18 protein-coding genes and 3 pseudogenes are annotated in these 23,846 nt (G+C 56.4%); 17 read left to right on the top strand and 4 right to left on the bottom strand.

Going from position 1 to position 23,846, the window contains the following annotated elements:
* Positions 1-44 precede the first annotated feature (44 nt).
* The 6 genes from ACYQ54_RS28235 (at position 45) to ACYQ54_RS28210 (ending at position 6,201) form a co-directional block, all read left to right on the top strand.
* The gene (locus tag ACYQ54_RS28235; RefSeq protein ID WP_460088413.1) at positions 45-1,076 is read left to right on the top strand and encodes a Gfo/Idh/MocA family protein; all 1,032 of its coding nucleotides are present in this window, start codon (positions 45-47) and stop codon (positions 1,074-1,076) included.
* Positions 1,077-1,093: 17 nt separating this feature from the next.
* The gene (locus ACYQ54_RS28230) at positions 1,094-2,026 is read left to right on the top strand and encodes a sugar phosphate isomerase/epimerase family protein (protein ID WP_460088411.1); all 933 of its coding nucleotides are present in this window, start codon (positions 1,094-1,096) and stop codon (positions 2,024-2,026) included.
* Between the two features lie 47 nt (positions 2,027-2,073).
* Entirely contained in the window at positions 2,074-3,282 is a 1,209-nt protein-coding gene (locus ACYQ54_RS28225; protein ID WP_460088409.1) for an ABC transporter substrate-binding protein, read from the top strand.
* A 113-nt stretch (positions 3,283-3,395) separates the two neighbouring features.
* Entirely contained in the window at positions 3,396-4,298 is a 903-nt protein-coding gene (locus tag ACYQ54_RS28220; RefSeq protein WP_460088407.1) for a carbohydrate ABC transporter permease, read from the top strand.
* Positions 4,299-4,309: 11 nt separating this feature from the next.
* Entirely contained in the window at positions 4,310-5,125 is an 816-nt protein-coding gene (locus tag ACYQ54_RS28215; RefSeq protein ID WP_460088405.1) for a carbohydrate ABC transporter permease, read from the top strand.
* Positions 5,122-6,201, top strand: a complete 1,080-nt coding sequence (locus ACYQ54_RS28210) for an ABC transporter ATP-binding protein (RefSeq protein WP_460088402.1) — start codon at positions 5,122-5,124, stop codon at positions 6,199-6,201. Before ACYQ54_RS28215 ends, ACYQ54_RS28210 begins: the two co-directional genes overlap by 4 nt.
* Before the next feature lie 88 nt (positions 6,202-6,289).
* Here ACYQ54_RS28210 and ACYQ54_RS28205 read toward each other — a convergent pair whose 3' ends face one another.
* From ACYQ54_RS28205 to ACYQ54_RS28195, 3 genes and pseudogenes are all read right to left on the bottom strand, one after another.
* Positions 6,290-7,063: an HpcH/HpaI aldolase family protein gene (locus ACYQ54_RS28205; protein WP_460088401.1), complete on the bottom strand. Its 774-nt coding sequence runs from the start codon at positions 7,061-7,063 to the stop codon at positions 6,290-6,292.
* A gap of 3 nt (positions 7,064-7,066) precedes the next feature.
* Positions 7,067-7,228, bottom strand: a pseudogene (locus ACYQ54_RS28200) (aldehyde dehydrogenase family protein); the annotation flags it as partial.
* A gap of 123 nt (positions 7,229-7,351) precedes the next feature.
* Positions 7,352-8,908 (bottom strand): ISL3 family transposase, encoded by a 1,557-nt coding sequence (locus tag ACYQ54_RS28195; RefSeq protein ID WP_460088399.1) that lies wholly within the window; start codon positions 8,906-8,908, stop codon positions 7,352-7,354.
* 316 nt (positions 8,909-9,224) lie between these two features.
* Between ACYQ54_RS28195 and ACYQ54_RS28190 the strand changes: the two genes are divergently transcribed.
* The 6 genes and pseudogenes from ACYQ54_RS28190 (at position 9,225) to ACYQ54_RS28165 (ending at position 16,694) form a co-directional block, all read left to right on the top strand.
* The gene (locus ACYQ54_RS28190; protein WP_460088398.1) at positions 9,225-10,004 is read left to right on the top strand and encodes an FkbM family methyltransferase; all 780 of its coding nucleotides are present in this window, start codon (positions 9,225-9,227) and stop codon (positions 10,002-10,004) included.
* Between the two features lie 222 nt (positions 10,005-10,226).
* Positions 10,227-10,331 (top strand): annotated as a pseudogene (locus ACYQ54_RS28185) (DDE-type integrase/transposase/recombinase); the annotation flags it as partial.
* Between the two features lie 952 nt (positions 10,332-11,283).
* Complete coding sequence (locus ACYQ54_RS28180) at positions 11,284-12,390, top strand: glycosyltransferase family 4 protein (RefSeq protein WP_460088396.1); 1,107 nt, start codon at positions 11,284-11,286, stop codon at positions 12,388-12,390.
* Between the two features lie 714 nt (positions 12,391-13,104).
* Positions 13,105-14,568, top strand: a complete 1,464-nt coding sequence (locus ACYQ54_RS28175) for a hypothetical protein (RefSeq protein ID WP_460088394.1) — start codon at positions 13,105-13,107, stop codon at positions 14,566-14,568.
* Between the two features lie 116 nt (positions 14,569-14,684).
* Positions 14,685-14,938, top strand: a pseudogene (locus ACYQ54_RS28170) (IS6 family transposase); the annotation flags it as partial.
* Between the two features lie 205 nt (positions 14,939-15,143).
* Positions 15,144-16,694 carry an OpgD/OpgG family glucan biosynthesis protein gene (locus ACYQ54_RS28165; protein ID WP_460088392.1) on the top strand — a complete coding sequence of 517 codons (1,551 nt, stop codon included), beginning with the start codon at positions 15,144-15,146 and terminating at the stop codon, positions 16,692-16,694.
* 295 nt (positions 16,695-16,989) lie between these two features.
* Here ACYQ54_RS28165 and ACYQ54_RS28160 read toward each other — a convergent pair whose 3' ends face one another.
* Positions 16,990-18,144, bottom strand: coding sequence for an ROK family protein (locus ACYQ54_RS28160; protein ID WP_460088462.1), 1,155 nt, complete (start codon positions 18,142-18,144; stop codon positions 16,990-16,992).
* Between the two features lie 412 nt (positions 18,145-18,556).
* Here ACYQ54_RS28160 and ACYQ54_RS28155 point away from each other — a divergent pair, with 412 nt between their 5' ends.
* From ACYQ54_RS28155 to ACYQ54_RS28135, 5 genes are all read left to right on the top strand, one after another.
* Entirely contained in the window at positions 18,557-19,318 is a 762-nt protein-coding gene (locus ACYQ54_RS28155; RefSeq protein ID WP_460088391.1) for a type 2 periplasmic-binding domain-containing protein, read from the top strand.
* Between the two features lie 677 nt (positions 19,319-19,995).
* On the top strand, positions 19,996-20,958 hold the full coding sequence (locus ACYQ54_RS28150) for a hypothetical protein (protein WP_460088388.1): 963 nt from the start codon (positions 19,996-19,998) through the stop codon (positions 20,956-20,958).
* Positions 20,959-21,501: 543 nt separating this feature from the next.
* On the top strand, positions 21,502-22,455 hold the full coding sequence (locus tag ACYQ54_RS28145) for a homocysteine S-methyltransferase family protein (RefSeq protein WP_460088387.1): 954 nt from the start codon (positions 21,502-21,504) through the stop codon (positions 22,453-22,455).
* A gap of 18 nt (positions 22,456-22,473) precedes the next feature.
* Complete coding sequence (locus tag ACYQ54_RS28140; protein ID WP_460088386.1) at positions 22,474-22,761, top strand: DUF1127 domain-containing protein; 288 nt, start codon at positions 22,474-22,476, stop codon at positions 22,759-22,761.
* A gap of 2 nt (positions 22,762-22,763) precedes the next feature.
* Positions 22,764-23,366, top strand: coding sequence for a GNAT family N-acetyltransferase (locus ACYQ54_RS28135; protein WP_460088459.1), 603 nt, complete (start codon positions 22,764-22,766; stop codon positions 23,364-23,366).
* The last annotated feature ends 480 nt before the right edge of the window (positions 23,367-23,846 follow it).

Genomic DNA, 23,846 nt, shown 5'->3' with positions numbered 1-23,846 from the left:
GAACGACGAAAGGTCACAACCGTCGCCCGATGGGAGGAAACCATATGCAGACCGCCATTATGGTGGGGTGCGGAGCCATGGCCGAGGGCTGGCTGCGCGCACTTCAGGACATCAACTCTTCCGGCAAGCGTGTCGAAATCATCGGTTTCGTCGATCTGGACGCCGAGCTAGCGCAAAAACGCGCTCAGACCTCCGGGTTCGAAAATGCAGAAACCGGAAACGATCTGACCGAACTGCTTGCAAAGCTGAAGCCCGACCTCCTGTTTGACATCGTTGTGCCGTCCGCTCGCAACGAGGTGGTGACCCGGGGCTTTGCAGCCGGCTGCGACGTACTTTCCGAAAAACCCATGGCCAATTCGCTGGCAGAGGCGAAAGCACTCCTGAACGTGCGCCGGGGGGAGGGCAGGTTACATGCCGTCATCCAGAACCGAAGATTTCTGCCCGGCATTCGGCGGGCAAAGCAATTTCTGGACGAAGGCGGCATCGGTCGCGTGGCTGAAGTCCATTGCGACTTTTTCATCGCGCCGCATTTCGGCGGGTTCCGGGAGGAAATGGACCACGTGCTGTTGCACGATATGGCGATCCATACCTTTGACGCGGCCCGTTTCGTCGCCGGGCTGGAGCCGCGCCGTGTCTTTTGCCACGAAAGCAATCCGCCTCATTCCTGGTACCGCCACGGGGCGAGTGCAGCCGCAATCTTCGACTGTCATGACGACGTGACAATGACCTATCGCGGGTCGTGGTGCGCGGAAGGTGCGCGAACGGACTGGGAAGCCTCCTGGCGGATCGTCGGATCACGCGGGACACTGCTGTGGGACGGCAACGAAGGCTTCCGGGCCGAGGTCGTCAAATCTTCCGAGGGCTTCCTTTGTCCGCTGGAAGAGGTCCAGGTGCCAGACCTGCCGGCAGCCCTGGAGGTCACGGGCCACGCGGGGGTGATCGCCGATTTTCTGGATGCGCGCGACACCGGCCGGGCCGCTCTTACGGATTCGGCCGACAACATCCGCTCGCTCGCCATGACATTTGCTGCAATCCGAAGCGCCGAGGAAGAGCGTTTCATCGAGATAGATATCTGACCCAAGGACATTCATTCATGAGCAATCCCGCAAAATCGATCCGGATCGGAACCATGATCGCCGCAACAGGAGGGGAAGCTGCGAAACGGATCGATGAGATCGCGGATCTTGGGTTCGAAAGTTTCGAACCTTTCTTCTGGCAGACGACCAACGGGCAGGATCTGGCGGAGCTTGGCAAACGCTGTGTCGAGGCGATCGGCGACAGAGATATCACGATCTCAACCCTCGGCATGTTCGGCAACCCGCTGGAAGACCAGCCGCTGGATCGGGATACCCTTCAGGGCTGGAAGGACTGCATCGATAACGCCCATCATTTCGGTGCAAATTGCGTCGCAGGGTTTACAGGCCGCGTTCGCGGCAAACCCCTTGAAGAGAGCCTGACAAGATACCGTGAAGTCTGGTCGGAGCTTGCAAAACGCGCCGCCGACAAGGGCGTCAGGATCGCCTTCGAAAATTGCGCCATGGACGGCAACTGGCAGAGCGGAGACTGGAACATCGCCCATAATCCGGATGCCTGGGAGCTGATGTTCAACGAAACAACGGACGACAACCTTGGCCTGGAATGGGAACCGTGCCACCAACTTGTCTATCTGATCGATCCGCTGCCGCAGATCCGCAAGTGGGCCGACAAGATCTTTCATGTGCACGGCAAGGACGCCACCGTCCGCCATGATGTCATCCGCGAACACGGCATCTTCGGAAAACATCCGTTCGTCTTCATGCGCACACCCGGTTTCGGCGACAGCAACTGGACGGACGTCATCAGCGAACTGCGCCTTGCCGGCTATTCAGGCTCCATCGACATCGAAGGCTGGCACGACCCTGTCTACCGTGACGAGCTGGAAATGACCGGCCAGGTGCATGCACTCAACCATCTGAAAACCTGCCGGGGCGGCGCCTTCATACCGGGCACCGGCAAATACGAAGGCGGCGACCCCTCACTGACCTAGGGAAACGCCGTCCGTCATTCATGTCGCATACAGGGAGGAGACCCAACATGGACTTGAAATCAATAGCATTGGCAACATCCGGGCTGATCGCGATGGCTTCATCCGCCATCGCCGATCCGGTCGAACTGGATCTTTGGACCATCGACGACCCGGGAGAGTATCACTACGTCATGGCCGACGAGTTCATGGCCACGCATCCCGACATCAAGATCAACGTGCGAACCGTCCAGTTCGAGGACATGGTCAACGACCTTGCACGCGGCGTGGCGACAGGCGATGCCCCCGACATCACCTACATCGACAATCCGGAAGTGGCACTGTTCGCTTCTCGCGGACTTTTGCTCGACCTAAAACCCTATATCGAGCAGTCCGATATCGTGAATGCCGAAGACATCTTCCCCGGGCCGTTGTCATCGGTCAGCTTCGAGGGCGGTATCTACGGCATTCCGCGTGGAGCGAACACCATCGCGCTCTACTACAATGCCGACATGTACCGCGCGGCCGGCCTCGATCCGGACAATCCTCCAAAAACCTGGGACGAGCTATATGAAGCTGCCAAGGTGCTGACCAAGCCCGAGGACAATGTCTACGGCCTCGCATTTTCAGCGGTTGCGACCGAAGAAGGTACCTTCCAGTTCCTGCCCTGGTTGCAGATGACCGGCGGCGATTACGACAATGTCGATACGGAAGGTGCCGTACGAGCGCTCTCACTTTGGAAGAAAATTCTCGACGAGGGCCTGGCCTCGCCGGACACTTTGATCCGCGGCCAGTGGGACAGCACAGGCACTTTCAACGCCGGCACTGCGGCCATGTCGATTTCGGGTCCCTGGGAATTGCCCCGGATGAGCTCGGAAGCCAAGTTCGAATTCAGGGCCGCTCTGCTGCCCGCGCCGGAAGAAGGAGCGGACCGCGCCTCGGCGCTCGGCGAGGGCGACAACGTCATCCTGGCCAGTACCGACAACCCGGACGAGGCCTTCCTGTTCCTTGAATTCCTCTATGACAACATGGACCGGGTCTGGAACGAATTCGGCTACCTGCCGGCATCCAAGGTCGAGGTCAAGGATCCCAAGTATCCTGAAATCTATGCGGTCTTCGAAGAATCGATGAAATATGCCCGCAACCGCGGACCTCATCCGCAGTGGCCGCGCATCAGCAAGGCGATTCAGACCGCGATTCAGTCGACACTGACCGGTCAGGAAACGCCCGAAGATGCCCTTGCGACCGCGCAGACCAGCATCGACAAGGTCCTGAAGTAGGGTCTGTTCAGGCGGGGTTTGCGATGTTCGCCCTGCCTTGGGGTGTGTGCTCGCGAGCCGTCCTGTCGGACGGGAGCGCACACCCTTTTCATCCGCCATTGAGGAGGAGACGGATGCTCACCTTTACCAGACCGCTCCGGGACGGAGCCGGCTTCGACACAATTCTCGTGACGCTGGCGCTTGGGTACCTGGTCCTGTTTTCAGGATTTCCACTCGTCTACAACCTCGTCATGTCGTTCCAGGAAGTGGACCTGTTTTCTCTCGGGTCTTTCGACAGGCCCTATGTTGGTCTCGATAACTACACCGATGTTCTGTCCCGGCCCGAGGCCTGGGGGATTTTCCTCAATACAGTGAAATTCGTCGGCATCTCCGTTGCCGCGCAATTGTCCATCGGGTTTGCCCTGGCAATGTTCTTTCAGCAGAATTTCCCGGGCAGTACCTGGCTGCGTGGGCTGTTCCTGGTGGGCTGGATCATGCCGGCACTTGTCGTCGGTGCCGTCTGGAGCTGGATCCTGGCGGGCGACTTTGGCGTCCTCAACCATGTCCTTTTGTCTCTCGGCCTGACCGGTGAACGTATTTTCTGGCTCTCCGACCCGGACGTCGCTCTCTATTCGGTCATTCTCGCCAACATCTGGCTGGGCGTTCCGTTCAACATGATCCTGCTGTCGGTCGGGCTGGCGGGGATCCCGGAGGACATCTATGAAGCAGCCGAAATGGACGGCGCGAATGCCCTCCAGCGGTTTTTCACGATCACCTTGCCAATGATGCGTGCCCAATTGGGGGCTGTGATCTCACTGGGTGTCATCTTTACGCTTCAACAGTTTGACCTGTTTGCTGCACTGACGCAGGGGGGGCCGTCGAACGCCTCCAATGTCTTCCAGTACTGGAGCTGGCAACTGTCGTTTCAATACTACGAAATCGGGGTCGGATCGGTGATTTCGGTTCTGATGATCCTGTTCGTGATCCTCGTTGCCGCGGTCTACGTGCGGTCCACGCGCCATGAACAAGTAGCGTAAGGCGTCGAGCGATGATGAGAAAATACCTTTTGACCGCGATCGCGCTCTGTCTGGTGAGCGTATATCTTTTCCCACTCTACTGGATGTACATCACGGCCCTGAAAAGCGGCACGGAAATCTTCGCCAATCCGCCGACCTTCTGGCCGGAAGATCCGCAATGGACGGTTGGCGAAGTCTGGACGCGCCTGAAGATGGACGCCTACCTCTGGAACTCCCTTCTGATTGCTTCAGGAGTGACCATAATCGTCGCCATCTGCGGCACGGGTTGTGCCTATGTGCTTGCTCGCATACGTAACCACTGGATGGACGTGGTGCTCTTCATCGTTCTGATGATGCAGGTCCTGCCGTCCTCCCTGATGATCACGCCGATATTCGTCGCCTTCAACCAGGTCGGCCTGAACGAAGTGCCACGGACTTCGGTGATACTGGCACAGGCGGCGAAGGTGCTGCCGCTCTATATCGTGCTGTGCCGGGCGACGTTTCTGCAGGTGCCGAGAGAGCTGGAAGAGGCAGCGCTGGTCGATGGAAACTCGCGGATTGGTGCCTTCCTGTCCATCATCGTCCCGCTTGCCCGAAACGGCATCCTGGTGACGTCCGTACTCATCTTCCTGCAGTCTTTCGGTGAGTATGTGTATTCGCGTTCCCTGATCACGCAACGGGCGCTGCAGCCCGCGACCGTCGGCCTGCAATCCTTCATGGGCCCGAACACGTCCGACTGGTCCGGTGTGATGACCTATTCCGCGATCTACGTGACACCGGTTCTCATCATTTTTGTGTTGCTGCAACGCCAGATCGTAAGCGGCCTGACCTCCGGAGCCCTCAAATGAGCTATCAAATCGAACTGGAAAACATCCAGAAATATTACGGCGCCTACCACGCGCTCCGCGATGTCTGCCTGGAAATCCCGAAAGGTCAGTTCGTTGCGCTGGTCGGACCCTCCGGATGCGGCAAATCAACCTTGCTGCGAACCATCGCAGGGCTGGAGAAAATCACCAGCGGCACGATGCGTATTGCGGGAGATCCGGTCAACCAGAAGGCACCCCGGGAGCGGGACCTGGCAATGGTGTTCCAGTCCTATGCCCTTTATCCGCACATGACCGTTCGCCAGAACCTGACGTATTCCATGCGGCTCCGGCGACGCCCCAAGTCCGAAATCGACAAGGCCGTCGAGGAAATTGCCCGCGTGACCGGGCTGGATGAACTTCTTGACAGATATCCGCGGCAACTGTCCGGTGGGCAGCGCCAGCGCGTTGCCATGGGGCGCGCCATCATTCGCAATCCGAAGGCCTTCCTGTTCGACGAACCGCTTTCCAATCTGGATGCGGCGCTCAGGGTGCACATGCGCTCCGAAATTCGACAACTCCATAATCGCCTGGGGGCAACGTCTGTCTATGTGACCCACGACCAGATCGAGGCGATGACCATGGCCGATCAGGTTGTCGTCATGAGAAGCGGGGTGATCGAGCAAAAAGGCGCTCCTCTCGATCTCTACGACAGGCCGGTCAACAGGTTCGTTGCCGGGTTTATCGGATCTCCCGCGATGAATTTCGTCGACGGCGTCATTGCAAACGGAGGCAGGACGGTCGTTCTCGATCTTCCCGGGAAGCCGGAGGTTGCCTTTGAAGGTCACCAGCAGGCTCCGGGGCAAATGGTAACGGTCGGCCTGCGGCCGGAGCACCTGACAGTCGGGCAGGGGGATGCAGGAAACGGACTGTCGCTTCCCGTATCGCTCATCGAGCGCACGGGCGCGGTCTCCTACGTACTCACCGACACGGATCCGGGTCTTCTGATTGCCGCACCTGTGCGCATTGAAGACGGCGTGCGTTCGGTTTCCGTCGCGATCAAGCCGGAGCATGTCCACCTGTTCGACGGAGAGAGCGGCAAGGCTCTCTTGCACGCCTGACTGGTCGTCCCATGGACGGTCAGCGGTGGGCGTCTACGTCATCAGACCCGAACTTCCTCATTGCGTCAAAGAACGGCTATCAAGTCAGTCAGACCTCAGAAAGATGGAACCTTGAAACCACTTCCTGAGCACCGGCCTCTACAAAGCGGGCGTCCGAGCCAATCGTCACCATGTTCATACCCCGCTCCACCGCGGCTCGTGCATAGTCTGGTGTTCCGCAATGGAGGCAACACACCAGACCCGCTGAGGCAGCTGTTTTTCTGATATGTTCGATCAGATCGACCACTTCGGGTTCAGTCCGGTCAAATCCCGGTCCGTGTCCGAACGCGGACCCGAGATCCGACGGACCGATGTAGACACCCGTCAAGCCAGGAACCTTCAGGATCTCTTCAAGCTCATCAACCGCGGATTTCGTTTCGATCATCGCGAGGGTGACAACCTCCTTGTTGGAGACACGCTGATAGTCCGCCCCCAACGCCAGGCGCGCCCTTACCGGTCCCGAACTCCTGCCGCCTTCCGGCGGATACAGGCAAGCGGAGACAAATCGTTCCGCATCTGCAGCGGTTTCTATCATGGGGGCAATTATCCCCATCGCACCGGCGTCCAGGGCACGCATGATGGCCGCCTCATCGACCCAGGGAACGCGGACCAACGAAGCGGCACCGGACTTTTCGATTACCGGGAGGAGGGACAGTAGGTCGGCGTAATCGGCCGTACCGTGCTGCAAGTCCACCGTAAGTACGTCCCATCCGGCAACCGCCATGGCCTCGGCGCTCAAGACCGAAGGTACCGCGAGCCAGCCATTTACAGCGGCACGCCCCTCGGCCCATACCTTTCGCAACGGATTTGAAAAACTCAACATGCGCTAGCCTGCCATGATGTGGGAGAGTTTGGTGTTTTGATAGTCCTCGATGGCTTCGCGCCCACCTTCGCGGCCCATGCCGGAATGATCAACATCTCCAAATGGCGCTTCTGCATGCGCGATCATGAAGGTGTTCACGCCGACCATACCTGCATGCAGGCGTTTTGAAAGGGCTTCCCGTGACCGCGAAGGCTGCTAGCCTGCTGATTTTCACCGAGAACTGACCCGGTAAGGCCCGATTTTTTCACTGAGAACTAGCTCTGACGCACATTTGCTGACGTGTAGCTATTAGGATGCGCCAATCAATCGCGCCTGCAATAGATCGAGTTTTGCTCGCCCGTACATTTGGCGTTTGATGAGCTTCAGGCGTGTGATCTGTCCCTCCGTTTGTCCATTCGACCAAGGAGAGATGATGGCGTTTCGGACGGCGTCGATATCCTTTTCGACGCCGTTGGCGAAGGATCCGACTAAGCTGTTCTTGGCTGTTTCAAGCCAGTCATCAAGCCTGCGTGCTGTCTTCGAACGGATCATGGATTGGAAGTCGCCAATGGCGTCGCGCGCGGCCACCAGTTCCGGAACACTCATTTCAATCGACGCCACCAGGACTGCCTCGGACTTCGCCAAATCATCGCGTGCGGCAGTCATCAATCGAGCGATAACCCTTGCCGACGGCGTTCGGGCGAGACCACTCTGGTTAGCTTTCTCTGCCAGCCGCCGGCGCTGTGCCCATTGTGAGACGACGCCACTTTGCCCTGGAAAGCCCTTCTCCCGCATCTCACGCCAAAGTGCCAAGGCATTTCGAGCCCCTTCGTCCCAGCGACTGTTAAGCCAAGGCAGCCAGCTATCGAGCGAGCTGGACCGTTTACGAAACACATCAAGGCGCTGGCCTCTTAATACGTCGCGGACAAGCTTCCGGCTATGACCGGTTTGCCGCACGATCTGCCGAATGGGGGTGCCCTTTTTCGACAGCTCCCGGATCGCTTCATTCGTTTCCTGGCGGCGCAGATAACCCTCGTACTGCAACTTTTCCGCATACGTCAAAAGCTCGGGGTCAATGACATTGCTGACAACCGCCTGCCTGATCTGGCGCATAGACCTGCCGACAGCGTCGAGAAAGGCCCGGCTGGAATTCTCCATCAGATGCCAACGGTCGGCGACCTGGTCCGCATCAGGCAGGGCCTTCGCGATGGCCTCGCCGTAGCCGCCACCCCGGTCGCGAGCGACGATCGATATCGACTGATGTTGGGCAAGCCATGATCGAGACGCATCCAGCGCCCGATCCAGCAAGAGGGTAACAGGCCTCCGCCGTTCCAGGTCGCAAACGATTGTGCCGTAGGTCTGGCCGCGTCGAAAGGCAAAGTCATCAATACCTATGACGGTGAGTTCATCGCTGTGATCGGCAATACGCCGGCGAACCACACGCAGCAGCGTGTCGTTGCTCGCTGGCATCATGAGGCGGTTGGCAAAGGCGGCGGCCGGTCTGCCGCCGAGGGCCAGGCCGAGATGGTGGACGATTGTTTCCAGCCGTTGGGTACGCCGACCATAGCGAGCCAATACACTGCCATCGAACTGCTCGCAGAAGATGCGCCGACCGCATAGGACGGCATCGCACCAGAACCGGCGCGCGACTATTATCAATTGTACACGCCGACCGGAAAGCGGAAGATCAGCAGGTCGGCGCACATATCGGCTTTGAACTCTTCGGCTTAGTCTCCCGCAGTCCGGACATGTTCCCGAAGGTTGGCGCGACCGCAACTGGATTTGAACGCTATCCGCTACAACCTTTACTTCATCTACTGAAAAGCCGTCAGGCGCGAGGCTCGCGCGCGGAATTCGATGTCGCATAAGCTGATCCTCCAGTGAACCAGCAAAAGCGAGCCTTCCAACAGCAGCAAATGTGAGTCAGAGCCAATTCTCGTTGGAAATCAACACTCTACCGCCTTCGACACCCTCGCCCGAGGTCCAGGTTCGGAAGTGGTTCCTATTTTCTGAGGACAACCGCGTCAGGAATGGCCCCATGAGGCACGTTCTGTTTGGGCGGGTATTCGTGCGTGCTAGATAGTCTTGACCGTCAGGAACGTTTCAGGGCGGGGCAGGGGAGTGCGGATCGATCATGAGTGTTGCAAGGACAACGCTTCCAGATGGACGGCAAATCTGTTGTGTGAACGCGTATGAAGTCGGTTTCGGTTGGCACGAGGTCGTGTCGGAGGATTTGACGCAGCACGGACTGGATCTGCCAGCCGACGGCATCTGTTTCGATGTCGGTGCCAACATCGGGCTTTTCAGCCTCAGACTGCGCGATCTTTGTCCGGCCATGCAAATCTTCGCGTTCGAACCGATGCCGGCAACCTTCGAAGCCCTGCATAGCAATTTGGCCGATCTCAACGGGCGGGCTGAAGCCTTCAGGCTCGCGCTCGGGGCTCGGCAAGGCACAGCAGAATTCACCCACTATCCGGCATTGTCCGCACTGTCGACGGGGGACACAGGGGTGGGCGAAATACTTGCCAACGGCCTGCGAAATCTACTTTTCGGAGAGGGCGCCAGTGCGGATATCCGCGCGATCATCGACAGGTCGGGCGCCCATGAAAAACTTGACGACGATGCCTTCATCGAACAGCTGTTCCACAAGGATACAGTCAAGGTCGACGTCGATACCCTGGCAAATGTTGTTCATCGCACTGGCGTGGAGATGATCGACCTTTTGAAAATCGACACGGAAGGACAGGAGCGCGCGGTGCTCGACGGGATCGATGCCGCGTTCTGGCCGAAGATCCGGCAACTGGTCGTTGAAGTGCATCGCGGGCAGGACGAACTGGTCTCCCTCAGCTCGGAGCTTGAAGACCGCGGCTACAAGACAGTGATCAAGGATCACCCGATGGCTGAGGGCGGAGCGCCGGTCTTTCACATCTACGCGCGTCGGGTCGACTTGCGCCGAGCCTAGGCACTCGCCAAGCATGTTCTCCGGAAAGATTGAGACATCTGCCGGACATTGTCTTTGTGGTCAGGGCCGGCGCTTGAACCAGTTCTGTCGCAAACTTTACATGAAGCGATGTGGAGGTATCGAGGCGTCGTTGATTTTCCGGTGTCCTGGAGACGTACGATGGCTAATTCCTTCAAAGGTTTCCATTTCCCGAAGGACCTGATCCCGTTCGCCGTCTTCTTCTACGTTCGCGTGAAGGGCAAATGGGTCTATCTTTACCGGGCGGTCGACAAGTCCGGAAAGACGCTGGACTTCATGCTTTCCAGACGTCGGAACAAGGCTGCAGCCACTTTTCGATACAAAAAGTAGGTCCTAGAACACTTGGTCTGTATTCGATGAACGAGTTGCGAAAACATCTTCCAAGCACCTCTAAAACCTGACTTATCAAACCGTGTCTCGCTGGAAGAGCCTGCGAAATTGAACACCCTCGATAAATTGACCTAGGCACTGTAATATCGGACGAAAATTCTTGCATTCACCCAATATGCTATGAGAAGTATTATTGCATTACTATTCGCATACATCATCACCTTTAAAAAATATTACTTCCTTACTGATTAAGCACATAAGCAAGCTTTGCTAATAAAAGGCCTCGCGCCTCGCATGAAAACTTGCGAAATTCAAAGCTTCCCCTGCGCGGCGTTCATGGTGTAGTATTCGTAAACATGGGGGCTGATGGTTGATTAAATTTTATTTCTTCGCTCCTGTGCAAGAAGTTCAGGTGGTAAGCTGGGTGACCGACCTGCAGGGGGGTGGGAAGCCGCATGGTCTGACCTGCGAGCATAAAGGGTACTCGTAACAATCTCCGCAAGACCGTGCTTTTAATGGAAACTCTTGCACTTTGATTATGGAAAGTGCTCCGAAGGAAACCGATAAGAACGCGAAAGGTTCTGTTGAAAATAGAAAAACTCCAAGCTTAGACAACAAAAAAAGAGCTCAAATCAAGCCACGTCCTGATTGATAATCAACGCCACTATACGATTAGTGGCAACGCTATACTTTTAACTGTGCATTTCTCGGGGGATATTCTGTTTTTACAGCTCGTTAATTCTCGCCCGTGCGGACATCCGCACCAAGTCGGTGGAAACCGACGAGTCCAGGGCGACCGATAAGCTCAACCTTCATTCGCGTGCGCAGATTGTCCGTTTCGCCGTTGATCATGGTTGGATGAACAGCGCGGAAATGAATACCCAGTCGGTGCCGAACGGCTTCACAGCTCTGTAGCGAGAAAGGATCCGTAATGCGTGTAGTGTTTGTTCTTGCGGGCCTCGGGGCAGGCGGTGCGGAAAAAGTCGTCAACCTGCTGGCCCACCACCGCCTTGCCGCTGGCGACGATGTACACGTGATCGCCCTCAATGCGACCGATTCCACCTCGTATTTTTCCTACAATCCCGAAATTCAGGTCGAAGGCCTAAGCCGAACCGGCCAGTATTCCCGGCATTTTGTCACTGTACAACGGGCAATGGATCTGCGCAGGCGCCTGGCAAGGATCCGACCGGATTTGGTCGTCTCCTTTCTGACCAAGATCAACGTCATAACAGTACTTGCGACCGCGGGCACCGGCACACCGACCATTATATCAGAACGCAACAATTTCGATCTTCAGCAAATGAGCCGCTTCTGGCGCTGGACGCGGCCGATGGCGGCCTTTGCAGCGACCAGGGTCGTCGTGATGACTGAGCGCGCGCGCGCAAGACAACCCGACCGCGTCCGAAAAAAAACCATCGTTATTCCAAATCCGGTCACGCCGCTGCCGCGCGCCAGGCCGCGCCCTGATGCGGGCCGCAGAGTTGTTGCGGTAGGACGGCTCGACCGGCAGAAAGGGTTTGATATCCTCATCGCTGGCTTTGCTCAGGTCGTGGAGCGCGTCCCTGATGCGGAGTTGACGATCTATGGCGAAGGTCCGGAGCGGTCCGCGCTCGAAAAGCAGATTTCCGACCTCGGGCTGCAGGAAGTCGTTCGCCTGGCGGGTGTCACGCAAGTGCCGGGCGAATGGACATCGCCCGGCGACGTGTTTGCCCTGAGTTCACGCTTCGAAGGATTTGCGAATGTCGTCCTTGAGGCGATGTCGAGCGGAATGGCGGTTGTTTCCGTCGACTGCCCCTGGGGCCCCGGTGAGATCGTGCAGGACGGAACCACGGGCCTGCTCGTGCCGATGGGCAGCAAAGAGGCGCTTGTTTCGGCGATCACTCGGGTCCTTACCGACCCGGGGCTGCGCAGGTCTTTCTGCGATGCCGGCCCGCCCTCGCTGGAACGCTTTTCCACGGCAACCGTTCTCCGCAAATGGGACGAGACAATTTTTCAAGCCGCAGGCAGCCCGCCTGCCACGGTTTTTGCCGATCCTTGAGATGGAGTTCACCGGTGCCGTGGCGGCCGCGTATGCCGATTTCCGGTAGTACTGCATAGCCGCAATTCGTCATTGGTTGCTTCAGCTGGGCATCAAAGCCGGGCAAAAGCGCCGCCGGCGTATCCGTGAAGTACCTGACCCATAATGCAACGGTAGATACATTAGGTCGTGAACTCTCATTAACCGGGCTCACCAGGGCCTTACGGGAACCGGTGTTCAGTAAATCGGAAGTGCACATTGTTAGTGTCGTTGTCGGCGTCATAGAGGTAGAAAGTGACAGGGCATTTAGCCTGGTCCGCCCAGGCGATCGCTTCCTGAACAGTTACGTCATCTCGCCTGTACCGATCGAATACCAAAAGCGGCGGTTTCTTGGCAGACTGATCACACCCAGACAACTATTGTCATGCTCTACAGCTTCGATAATTGCGTTTACGCGCGTCCATCGATAGGGCCGCGTTCTTCGATCAAAAAGATTCCAGCTGATTAGCCCAATGTCTTGCAAGGAACCGTTACTTTACGTTGCGTTAAATCGGTGAGAAGCAGTATAATCAGATCAAGCTTGCCTCTGAAAAAATATACGAATTTCTTTGCAAGCTCGACAACTTCGTTTGACTGTAGAGCGCACACTCTTTTGTGCCTAATCAGGCAAAATCTCGCAGGGCGCGCATCCGAGCCAAATCAAGTGTTGTTCGACTTTCGGACAGGACAGTGCTCATGGCGAAGGACTTTCTGTATTATAGCGAAGAAATTGAGCCTAGCCGCGACAAATACCATGCGGTCATAAAGGGGAACCTTTTTCTTTTTTTCGACAAGAACAAGGCGACGCTTCTTCCAGGGCACAACAAAGTCATCCGGGAAAAAGTCGTTCGCTACATGGTGAATGCTGTCCGCGCGTTGGGTCAAGGCGACTACAACTTATCAGTCCTTGGAATGACCAGTGCGACAGGTCCCCGGACGTTTAACGAGGACCTCGCCGGAAAACGGGCTTACAACTCCGCCTTGTCCGCCATACGCATGTTTGAGGCATTGGCGAAGGTCGACCCTACTCTCAACAAGACAACTATCAATCCAACCACTGTTCAAATCGCTGATGATCTGGCGAGAATTGATGCAGGCCTTCTGCATCTGGGGAAGGATCAAGTTGAATCGCACCAGGGTTTCTTTCGATCAGCGGTTTTCCGTTTGTCGGCAGGAAAGCTGGAGAACCATATTGACCATCCACCCAGCTGGATTGCGTCGGGGCCCGAGGCTCGCCGTCGTGCGCGTGAATTGCTCAACATGCCGCAGCCTGAGATGGCACCATTTCCAACCCCTTGGGGGTATCTCACGATCCGCAAGGGCGACATCTGGGGAAAATCCAGACGCCTCATCGTTGCAACGGGCTGGGACCACATTGTCTATCTTCAGGAAGATACACTTTGGTCAGTTCGAACCGCTGACTTTGCGAGAGAGGTCTTGCTCGACGGTATCATCGAGGGAATGGTGGTTGCCAAGCCACTGGTAAGATTAACCGTCATTTTGATGGGGTTTGTCCAAGGGCTCCTCGTTGGTCCACTGGTCGCAGCTGCAGGCAAGACAATCGTCCTGGTCATGTGGGCAGGCGCTCATCCGAAGCTTGTTGGCGAAGCATGGGACGCTGCCACTCCAGCGTTTCAAGCGCTTAAATTCATCCACGAACGTTGCCCGACATTGTGGGCTGTTCTGCTCGCGAAACTCTTGGAGGTCGCCGGTAAGGAAATCGTTTCGGCACTTGAGGAAACGGTGACAAAGCCGGAAAATATTGCGTTTTGTCTGGGCCGGATTTTGCGTGGCGTTGGCGGCGTCGACAAGATGTTGCTCGGAAAGGCGTCGCCTGGAAAAAGACTGATCGAAATCACAATGGGGCGAATACTGGTTGTAACCATCAAGTGCGTTTCTCTGGTAACCGGCCTTCATCTGCCTGAGGGGTTCCTTACCGTGACAAAAAAGATCGTCGGGCAGCTTGCGAGAGACATACAGCAAGAATTTAGAAACGACGGTCAAATCGCTATTGTATTGAGCGATATTCAGGCAAATCTCGTTTCGTCTGAAATACTCCAACCTGGCGTTATACAAGAGCTTGATAAGATGAAAGATTCTCTCGGTAAGATTAACAAGTTTCTAGAACAGCTGCAGAGCGACATGGATTCTGAAAACTGACCAAACGTTGCTTCGATCGCCGCGAATTAGACAAAAAATTTGTAGCACACAAAGTGGCATCCCCGACTTGTTGTCTTGGCGCTGAAGCTGTAGCGCCTTGCTAGGATGCACGCTATCTGCCTCGCCTGAAAGGCTTTCGCTTTCCGAGATCATTCATCGCCTATGCCGTTTGGCTTACCATCGCTTCGCGGCGAACACGGCTGATGTTGAAGGCTTCCTGGCAGAGTGGGGTATCATCGTCAGTCAGAAGCTACTCGCAAAGGGGTTACGGCCGACATTTGGCACACTGCGTTCGCCGGAACCGGCCGACCCCAAACAAAAGTGGCACCTCGACGAAGCAGTGATCATCATTGTCGGGGCGAAATACTGGTGAGACAATTACAACGCTATTGCGTCACGACCACACATGCCGTCAGAGCGGCAACGCGGCGATCACAGGTTGTGGACACCATGCCAAATACACGCCGCATTTCTACGATTGATTTCCGCTTTAGGTGACCTTCAAGTTTCACATCGTGTGTGTGCACTTGCCGTTCGTTTGCAAGGGCAACCACGGATAAGCAGCCGGAAACTTCATGCGTAGACTTGCGTTCATTGCCCTTCTGTTCCTTGCCCTTGTACCACTTGCTTCCGGGCACGCCACTGAACGAGGAAACCTTCACGGGAAACCTCAACCATTCAGTTTTGAGATCCTGATCGAGAGGGCTCGCGAATTTGCGGCCAAACCCTTTGAAGCCAGGAAGATTCGCGCCGAAGAAACTTTGGATGCCATCGACTACGATGCCCATTGGAAGATCCGGTTTCGAAAGTCAGCCACCCTGGAGATCGCACCCGGTGTCCCCCTGCAGTTTTTTCACCTGGGCCGCTTTTTCAAACACCCCGTCAAGCTGCACGAGGTCGTGGATGGAACGGCGCGAGAAATACTGTATTCGCCAGATTATTTCGACATCCCTCAGGACAGTCCAGCCAAGAAGCTGCCGGAAAACATCGGCTTTGCAGGTTTCCGGGTGATGCGAGAGGATCTGAATACCGATTGGGTATCCTTTCTCGGAGCTTCCTATTTCAGGACGGACGGTCAGTCCCGCCAGTACGGGCAATCGGCGCGCGGGCTTGCGCTGAATACCGGCCTTTCATCACCCGAGGAGTTCCCGAGCTTCACGGAGTTCTGGTTCGAACAGTCAGATACGGAAGAAGGCAGTCTCACGGTCTATGCGCTGCTCGACAGTCCTTCGGTTTCAGGTGCCTTTCGCATGAAGATGAAAAATGAGGACGGCAACGGCCAGATCATGGACGTGGAAAACCGCCTGTTTTTTCGCAAGCCCGTAGAACGACTGGGAATTGCGCCCCTCACTAGCATGTATTGGTACTCGGAATCCAATCGGCTGAACGGAAGCGACTGGCGCCCGGAAGTACACGATACCGATGGTCTGGCGATGATTGGCAACACAGGAGAGATAATCTGGCGCCCCCTTAACAACCCTTCTGAAGTTCGCACGTCTTCTTTCCAGGCAGACAACGTGAGGGGGTTTGGTCTCGCACAGCGCGACCGTGATTTTGAAAATTATCAGGATGACGGCGTATTTTACCACCGGCGGCCTTCTGTTTGGATTGAACCCACTGAACCTTTCGGAAAAGGGAGCGTTCAATTGGTAGAGATCCCCACAGATGACGAGATTTACGACAATATCATCGCCTATTTCATGCCGGAAGATCTGCCACATGCTGGAGACGAAAGACGATTTTCCTATCGCATGACATGGCGAGACAGGCACGCACTGCCGCAGTTGGGGGCCAGAGTGTTTGCAACACGCATTGGCCAAGGCGGCATACCTGGTCAACCACGTCCGAAGGATCAGATGAAGGTCGTGATCGAATTCAAGGGCAAGTCCCTGGAAGGCCTGACGAACGAAGATGAGGTCGAACCCGTGGTGGAACTATCGAAAGGAACGGCAATAAATCCCTTTGTATTGCCGGTCGTTGGAACGGAGCGCTGGCGTTTGGTTTTCGATGCCAGGATCGATGGACAAAATCCCATAGAAGCCCGGGCCTATCTCAAACACGAAGAAGATGTCCTGAGCGAAACCTGGCTCGGGCAAATTTCGGCAGACAATCTGCGAAAAGACTAGATCTCCGGACGCGAAGCCCGCGTTACCAGGCGCGAGTAGCGCGCCCTGAATACGGAACGCGGGTTTTGCATCTGAATTTCCCTGACGCTTGCCTGAAAACTGATGGCTTTGCTGAGCGGCTGTTGCAACGAAATGCTTGAGCGCCAGAGGTTTTCACCGTTCGCGCTGTTGAAAGCTGCGGAAAGAACGGTCCCGGTCGGGGCAATATGTTTCCGGAAAGGTTAAGGCGGCAACCGTCAAAGTTGCTTACCGGATACTGCGCACCCGTGAGAGATGAACTGCAACAGTTTGAACCCTAGAAAACCAGTCTCTTGAACGGGATCGCGGCAGCCCCGATTGCTGCAGCATCGCCTTTCACTTCGCTCACAATAAGTTTGGCGGGTGGATGGGGCACGCCGTAACGAGGAATTTCATAAGACTCGGTTCGTTCGATCAGCATCCTTGCGAGTGCCGGCGGGATCTGACCACCAAGAACGATTGCCTGGGGCCCGAATACTGCCCAGATGGCGTTGATCAACCGGTTGTATACCGGTGTGATGGAATCCAGCCATTCCTTGACGCCCGGCCAATCCGGGCGAAAATTATGCTGCAAATAGTCCACAGTCGGAACATTGATACCGTTCGCCTCAAGCTGCTTCATGAGATACTGCAACGCTGGCCGTCTGTCGATTTCAGTGGGATCGAGAATACAAGCGAACTCACCGGCGTTGCCGTTGCCGCCAAGCAGCAGTTCACCGTTGCTGATCAAGCCGCCACCGAAGCCGTAGCCTATGAACATATAGGCAAAGTTCTGGACGTATCGACCCACGCCGAACATGGCCTCACCGGCAGCAGCGATTTGTCCCGCATTGAGGACCCACACAGGTTTGGCAAAGGCATCCGCCAGCAATGGTCCGAGCTCAATCAGTGACCATTCATGTAACGGAAGAGGGCCGTTGAAGCGGGTCCCGCCAACGTTGTAGCCCATGAAGCCCACACCGATGCCGAGATTGTCTTCTTCCGTCAGCGCGTGACGCGTACGCAGGTTTGCAATGACGTCCCTCAACTTTGAGAGGGATGTCGCCATGTCCTTTCCGACAAGGTCTATGGAATCCTGCGCGATCAGCTCACCGGTGAAGCTCATGAAGTAGATGTAAATGGTATCCGCGTGGATCGATATTCCACAGGAATAGGCAAAATTACCGTTGAGATGCAGGGTGGGGCTCGGTTGACCGCGTCCCTGACCGGGTATCGGAGCGCCTAATCTCACCATGCCCCTGTCCACCAGGGCATCAACGATCCGGTAGATCGACTGCTGTGTCAGGTCGAGGTGATCGTTGAGGGCCGAGCGCTGCATCCCCGGATAAAGCCGGAGCAGCCGTAGGATGTTGCGTTCATTCTGCGATACGACCGTATTTTCTCCCTTGCGCAGGAAGCGGCTCGAAATCAAAGAGTCCGGTGAATAATTCATCAGTCTGACTTTAAGGCAATTATCACAGATATGGCGTAATAACCAGGGCAATTGCTAATTGCTTTAGCATGTTTGTAGTGATTATTCCATTCAAAAACAGACTCTTATTTAAAAGTTCGGCACTCAGTCAAAATTGGAGTTCCTAGACGGAGTGCTTTTTGTTACACTTCGTGTGTAAAAAGCGATGCCTGCTAAACCGTCAGCTGACATCGCAACAAGGCAACAACCTGAAGAACGGCGGTCCCATCGACTTCGCAATACTGCTGGAGCAATGCTTGGCACCGGTTCCCCACACCGGAAAGCAATAACAAAGCCAAGGGTGCTCCAGTGGGACTTTCACCTCTGCTGAGGTTCTACTGAAATGATAACGAGACGCTTCTTTATTTCTGCATGTATTGCCGGACTTCCGGCGATGAAGGCGTTTCCAGCCGGGGCAGCTGCTGGCCATTCGCCGGTGCTGAACAGTGCTCTCCAGATAGACACACCGCCATATGCCTATCTCGACAAGAATGTCATGGCGATGCGGGGTGTCCTGATCGATTTGTTGAACATGCTGGACGATCCTTGTATCGGGTCCTTCCTGCACCACGGGTATCCGTGGGCACGTGCGCAAAGCATGGTTGCCGCGGGGGCTGCGGACGTATTTTGCTGTCAGGTTACCGACGAACGCCTTTCGTATGCCTGCTTTGCGCCAACCCCGATTGCTGCCTACGCCCCACGGCGCATCTTTTTCGCCAATAACAATCCGAATGTGGCGGCCATAACCGCAGCCGGGTCAATTGAAGACCTCTACGAATTCACAACCGTCGACCTCATCGGCGACAGCCGTGCGGACGAGATCTGGCGCGGCCATCCCAACCGAACACTGGTTGCGGAAACAAAGTCTGTCATATCAATGCTGGAAGCCGGGCATGTCGATTTCGCACTGGCCGATCCTCATACCATGCAGTTCAAAATGAGAGAGCTCGGGTATGAGGGACGTCTTTCGAGTGTTGCTGGCAGCCATATTTTTGACCAGCGCCCGGAAACGATCCATTTCGGACTGCGCAAGACCTTTCCCGGCGCTCGGGCTGTGATCAATAAGGTCGACGAAAGAATCCGAACCACGCTTAGCTTCGACCTGCACCAGCGGATCATGGCTCGGTACGTTTCGAAAATTGGCTCCAGGGTTTGACAGACAGGGAATATGCCAACAAGCCGAAACGATGCGCGGCGCTGCTGATGGCGTGGACGCCCCTCAACGCCAGCCTGACCGGCCCAGCCGGAAGAGCCTGCGGCGACCGTGGTCGTCACCTGTCCGTAGCACCGTATTGATCGGAAGCACGACCAGCGCAGCGCCGATGCCGATCACAAACAACCGGGGAACGATATCCCCGAACGTTGTCGCGATGGAGATTTGCGAAAGCCACAAATAGCCGGTGGCGCCAGGCACAAGACCGGTGAGGATCAGCGTCTTCTGGCAATGGGAAATGGAACGTCGTGATCAGGGCCAACTGAACCCCGGCATCCATGACCGTGCTACGCTTTCGAGCAGGTGCCGTGACAAGCCCCGTCTTCCAGATCTAGCCTGGAAAAAACGTGTTCCGCCCGTGAGCGCTCCTGATCAACCAAAGTTCCACGTCTAAACCCAAAAACCGCACGTTTGAGTCAAGTGACCCGCCTCACAAGTGCGACCTGCAATACGCGTGATATCCAGCCTCCCAACAAGAACTCAAGTGATACTGAAATAGAGGTGTTGATCTGATGCACGTTCAAATCAGGAAGCCAAAGAACCCCATCCCCAAGGACTATTTTCCCCACAACCGTGCGGAACAAAAGCGCGACGGCGTCTGGGTGAAGTGTGGAGTCGTTATGCCTGTCGGCGCCGGCGATAGCTGGGAGACGATCGGCAAGTTCTGCGACGGCATCCCTGCCGAAGAAGTGGCCTTTGCCAACTTCGAGACCTACGATCCCGCCGAGATCAACTGGTACCTGAGAGAATATGTCGGTTGCCACAAGCCTGGCCCTCGTGGCTTCAACTTCATGTTTGATGGTGCCAAGCCTGGACTGATCCTGGCTCCGTTCCGAGATGCGCTGATCGGCGATGTGGTGGAGCGCGCGCACAGGCAGGAGGAGCGCCGACAGCGCCGCACCATCCTCGATCGGCGATGGGACAACCGCAATATCGACATTCCGGAGGGTGAAAAACTCGTCGTGCAGGCACGCGAAATGATTTACCGCCGCGTTCAGAACCACGTCCCGAACTCGCAGGATTTCGATGTACAGAAGGAATTGACCGGATTTCTCGTGGGCGAGGCTATCGACGGGGGCAAGGGGCTCCTTTCGCCACACCAAATGCTGTTGAAGACCTTGCTCAAGCCCCTCAAGGAACTCCATCCGGAAAACGATCGGGTTCGTCAGCTGCGCAAGAAGTATTATGAAGGGTTCGCCAACGGCGTGGCGGCGGCACTCTTTCCAGGGCACGATTACCCGCTTCACAACAAGATCCCGGGCGAGAAGGTATTCTATGATGCCGGTCTCGAGCATGGTCGCCAGATGAGCGGGCTGCAACGTTACCAGTTCGTGATGGGCCTGATGGAGCGCGCAAGACGCTACGGTCTCCAGGGAGCCAACCCGATCTATCAGCAGAAAGCCAACTTCTCGAAGGGTTTTGGCGGACGCGCCGTCGCGTTCTATCTCGCACGGGAGTTGTCTTCCAGCCGATTGCTGGAACGCAATATCCACGAGACTCCGCTCAAGGACGACATTGTGGATGCAGTAAAGGATACCCTCACGGACAAGGCCAAGGAAGCTGTCGGTATTCCGTCTTTCTGAGACGGGATACCGAGGCGACGCCAGACGGCAAGACCGTTGGAGTGGGCGATGTCCCGGCCCAAATCTGGCAATGCATTGAAACAATCAAGGCTGCAATCGATGTTCGGATGGATTGGTGCCGGCGCTTGCGGCGCGGCGCGGGCGTCCGGCTCATCTCGTGATCTAACCAGAACGCCCGCCAGCCGCTGCGCTTGAGCGCTTGGTTCAGGCCTGCCAGTTCCTGGTCTTGCAGGAGGGAGGGAGGTGCGGGTCTGCTCATGCCACCCAGCACCCACGCCGGTTTCACGAGATGAAACCCTCATGCGATCTGCGCAACAGAGCCATCATGAACGGTCTGCTTTCCGGAAACTGGCATCCACGTCATTCGGTGTGACGCCCGTCATATCTGAAAAGGCCTTGCACCGCTATCTAGGACGATAGTGGCCGTTCGGTGAGATAACCCAGCATCGGCCGGCGAAAATATTGAAGTCATCAGGAAATTTGCTCTGCGGCACAAATAACGTCGCAGAAAGCGAAATATTAAATCCAAGAGAAATACCGAAAATGGAACCTCACAAGTACCGTAATAAACTGCCGCAAATTGGCGACACATGTCTGCTCACCGATGGCGGCCTTGAAACAACTCTGATTTTTCACGACGGCATCGACTTGCCGTTGTTTGCCTCCTTCCATGCCTTGAGAGACACTGAAGGCCGAGCTGCCCTTCGCCGCTATTACGAACGCTATGCCCGTATCGCCAATGCGCAGGGTACAGGCTTCATACTCGACAGCGCGACCTGGCGCGCGAGCAGTGACTGGGGCGATCGTCTTGGTTACTCGGCCGAACAATTGAAACATGCGAACCAGGAAGCCATCGCAATGCTTTTCGAATTGCGCGCCGAGTTTGAAGGTGAACACCCCTTTGTCATAAGCGGCAATATGGGCCCTCGCGGAGATGGCTACGCGCCCGAAAGCGTGCTGACCGCTGCCGAAGCCGAAGAGTACCACGCTGTTCAGGTCGCCACGCTCGATGCAGCAGGGGTCGATATGATCAGCGCGATTACAATGACACATACCGGCGAGGCCATTGGCATTGCGAGGGCCTGTGCGAAACGGGATGTACCACTGGCGCTTGCCTTCACGGTCGAGACCGATGGGCATCTGCCAACCGGCCAGCCGCTCAAGGACGCGATCGCCGAACTCGATGCCGACTGTCCACCCGCCTACTACATGATCAATTGCGCCCACCCCGATCACTTCCGATCGGTTCTGGAGGGTGGCGCAGACTGGTCTAAGCGCATTCGGGGCCTCCGCGCAAATGCGTCGCGGCTGAGCCACGCCGAGCTGGACGAGGCAGAAGAGCTTGATGATGGCAATCCGCAGGAACTTGGCAGGGACTATGCCAGCCTTCTGTCGGTCTTGCCGAACTTGCGGGTCTTCGGTGGCTGCTGTGGTACCGACCATCGACATGTCGACGCAATCGGACAGACCTGCATCCACCAGTCTGACCGAGCGTAAGAAACGGGGAGCATCGCTATGACCGTTTCGACCATGGTTGGCAGGATTTCCTGTCGCTGGAACGCGACCGGTATTCTGGAACGTTGGCGCAGAGCCAGACGAACCCGCAACCTGATCCAGACACTGGAGAGAATGTCGGACCATGATTTGCGCGACATCGGATTGAGCCGTGACTGCGTGCGTTATGTGATCGGGAACGGTGACACACCTGCGCTGCACCAACTGAGGCACGCTCCAGCAGTCGAGCTGGAAGAAGAGACAGTCGATGGCACGCGCATGGCGTCTGATGCGGGAGCAGTAGGGTGAAAATGAAGGTCCAACCGAATAACGAAACGCCTGTTGAACGGATCCGTCCGGCCACGAAGGAAGACGCACGCGAAATTGCTGCCCTGTTCCTGATGTCCTCAGATGGACTTGCTTCTTATATCTGGTCTCGCACCGGGGCACCCGGCGCGGACCTCCTGGAGGTTGGGACGTCGCGGTATGCACGCGAAAACACAGCGTTTTCCTATCAGAATTGCCACATGTTTGAGATCGGGAACCAGGTGGCAGCCATGCTGCATGCCTTCGAAATGGTCAGTGACCAGACCCCCGAGACAGACCCTGTTCTCCGGCCGTACTCCGAGCTAGAGGTGCCGGGATCGTTGTACGTCTCCGGCGTGGCTGTCCGTCCGGAATTTCGTCGCCGAGGGGTGGCGCGCAAGCTGATGATCCAGGCTGACCGCCTTGCGCGGGAGCAAGGCCTCGCGCGAGTTTCACTCATCTGCTTCGACGCGAATGTGCCGGCACTTCGTCTCTACTCTTCACTGGGCTTTCGCGAGATTGATCGGCGGGCCATTGTGCCACATCCGAGCCTCCACCACTCCGAGGGACATGCTCTCTTGCTTGTGCGAGAGTGCGATGCCAAGTGAAAGGCAGACCCGCAATTCTTCCGCTGCGAGGGCTCTCCCGATTGCGGTTCTCGATCGCGATTGCTTGTGGCGCGGTGTTTCCCTTTCCGATCCGGAGCAAGCAGGCCATCCATCGTCAAATACCTCCAGGATGGCCGGAGAAAGGTGCCACCCGCATCGGTGCCGGTTTTGCCCGGTGACACCAGCGACGCAAGCCGCTGCATCTTAGGGAAGACCCGTTCGGCCGCGTTCAGATCGCGCTTCGCCTCAAGCAGGAAATCGACCGGATTGACGCGAGACGTCTCCGATATTCAGGTCAAAGCCTCCTATTCAGCTGGTACGGCCGCTGCAGTTGGAGCGAAGGCAGGTTGGGCCCTTGCTTCGTCCATCGCGGGTGCTATCCGGCGAAGTCGCAATGCGTTCGTAAGCACGAAAACCGAGGACAGAGCCATGGCCCCGGCTGCCAGAACAGGTGAAAGCAACACGCCGAAGGCCGGAAAC

Source organism: Roseibium sp. LAB1, assembly GCF_054658235.1.
Note: the sequence above shows the minus strand (reverse complement) of the source record. Positions and strands in the feature narration are given on the sequence as shown.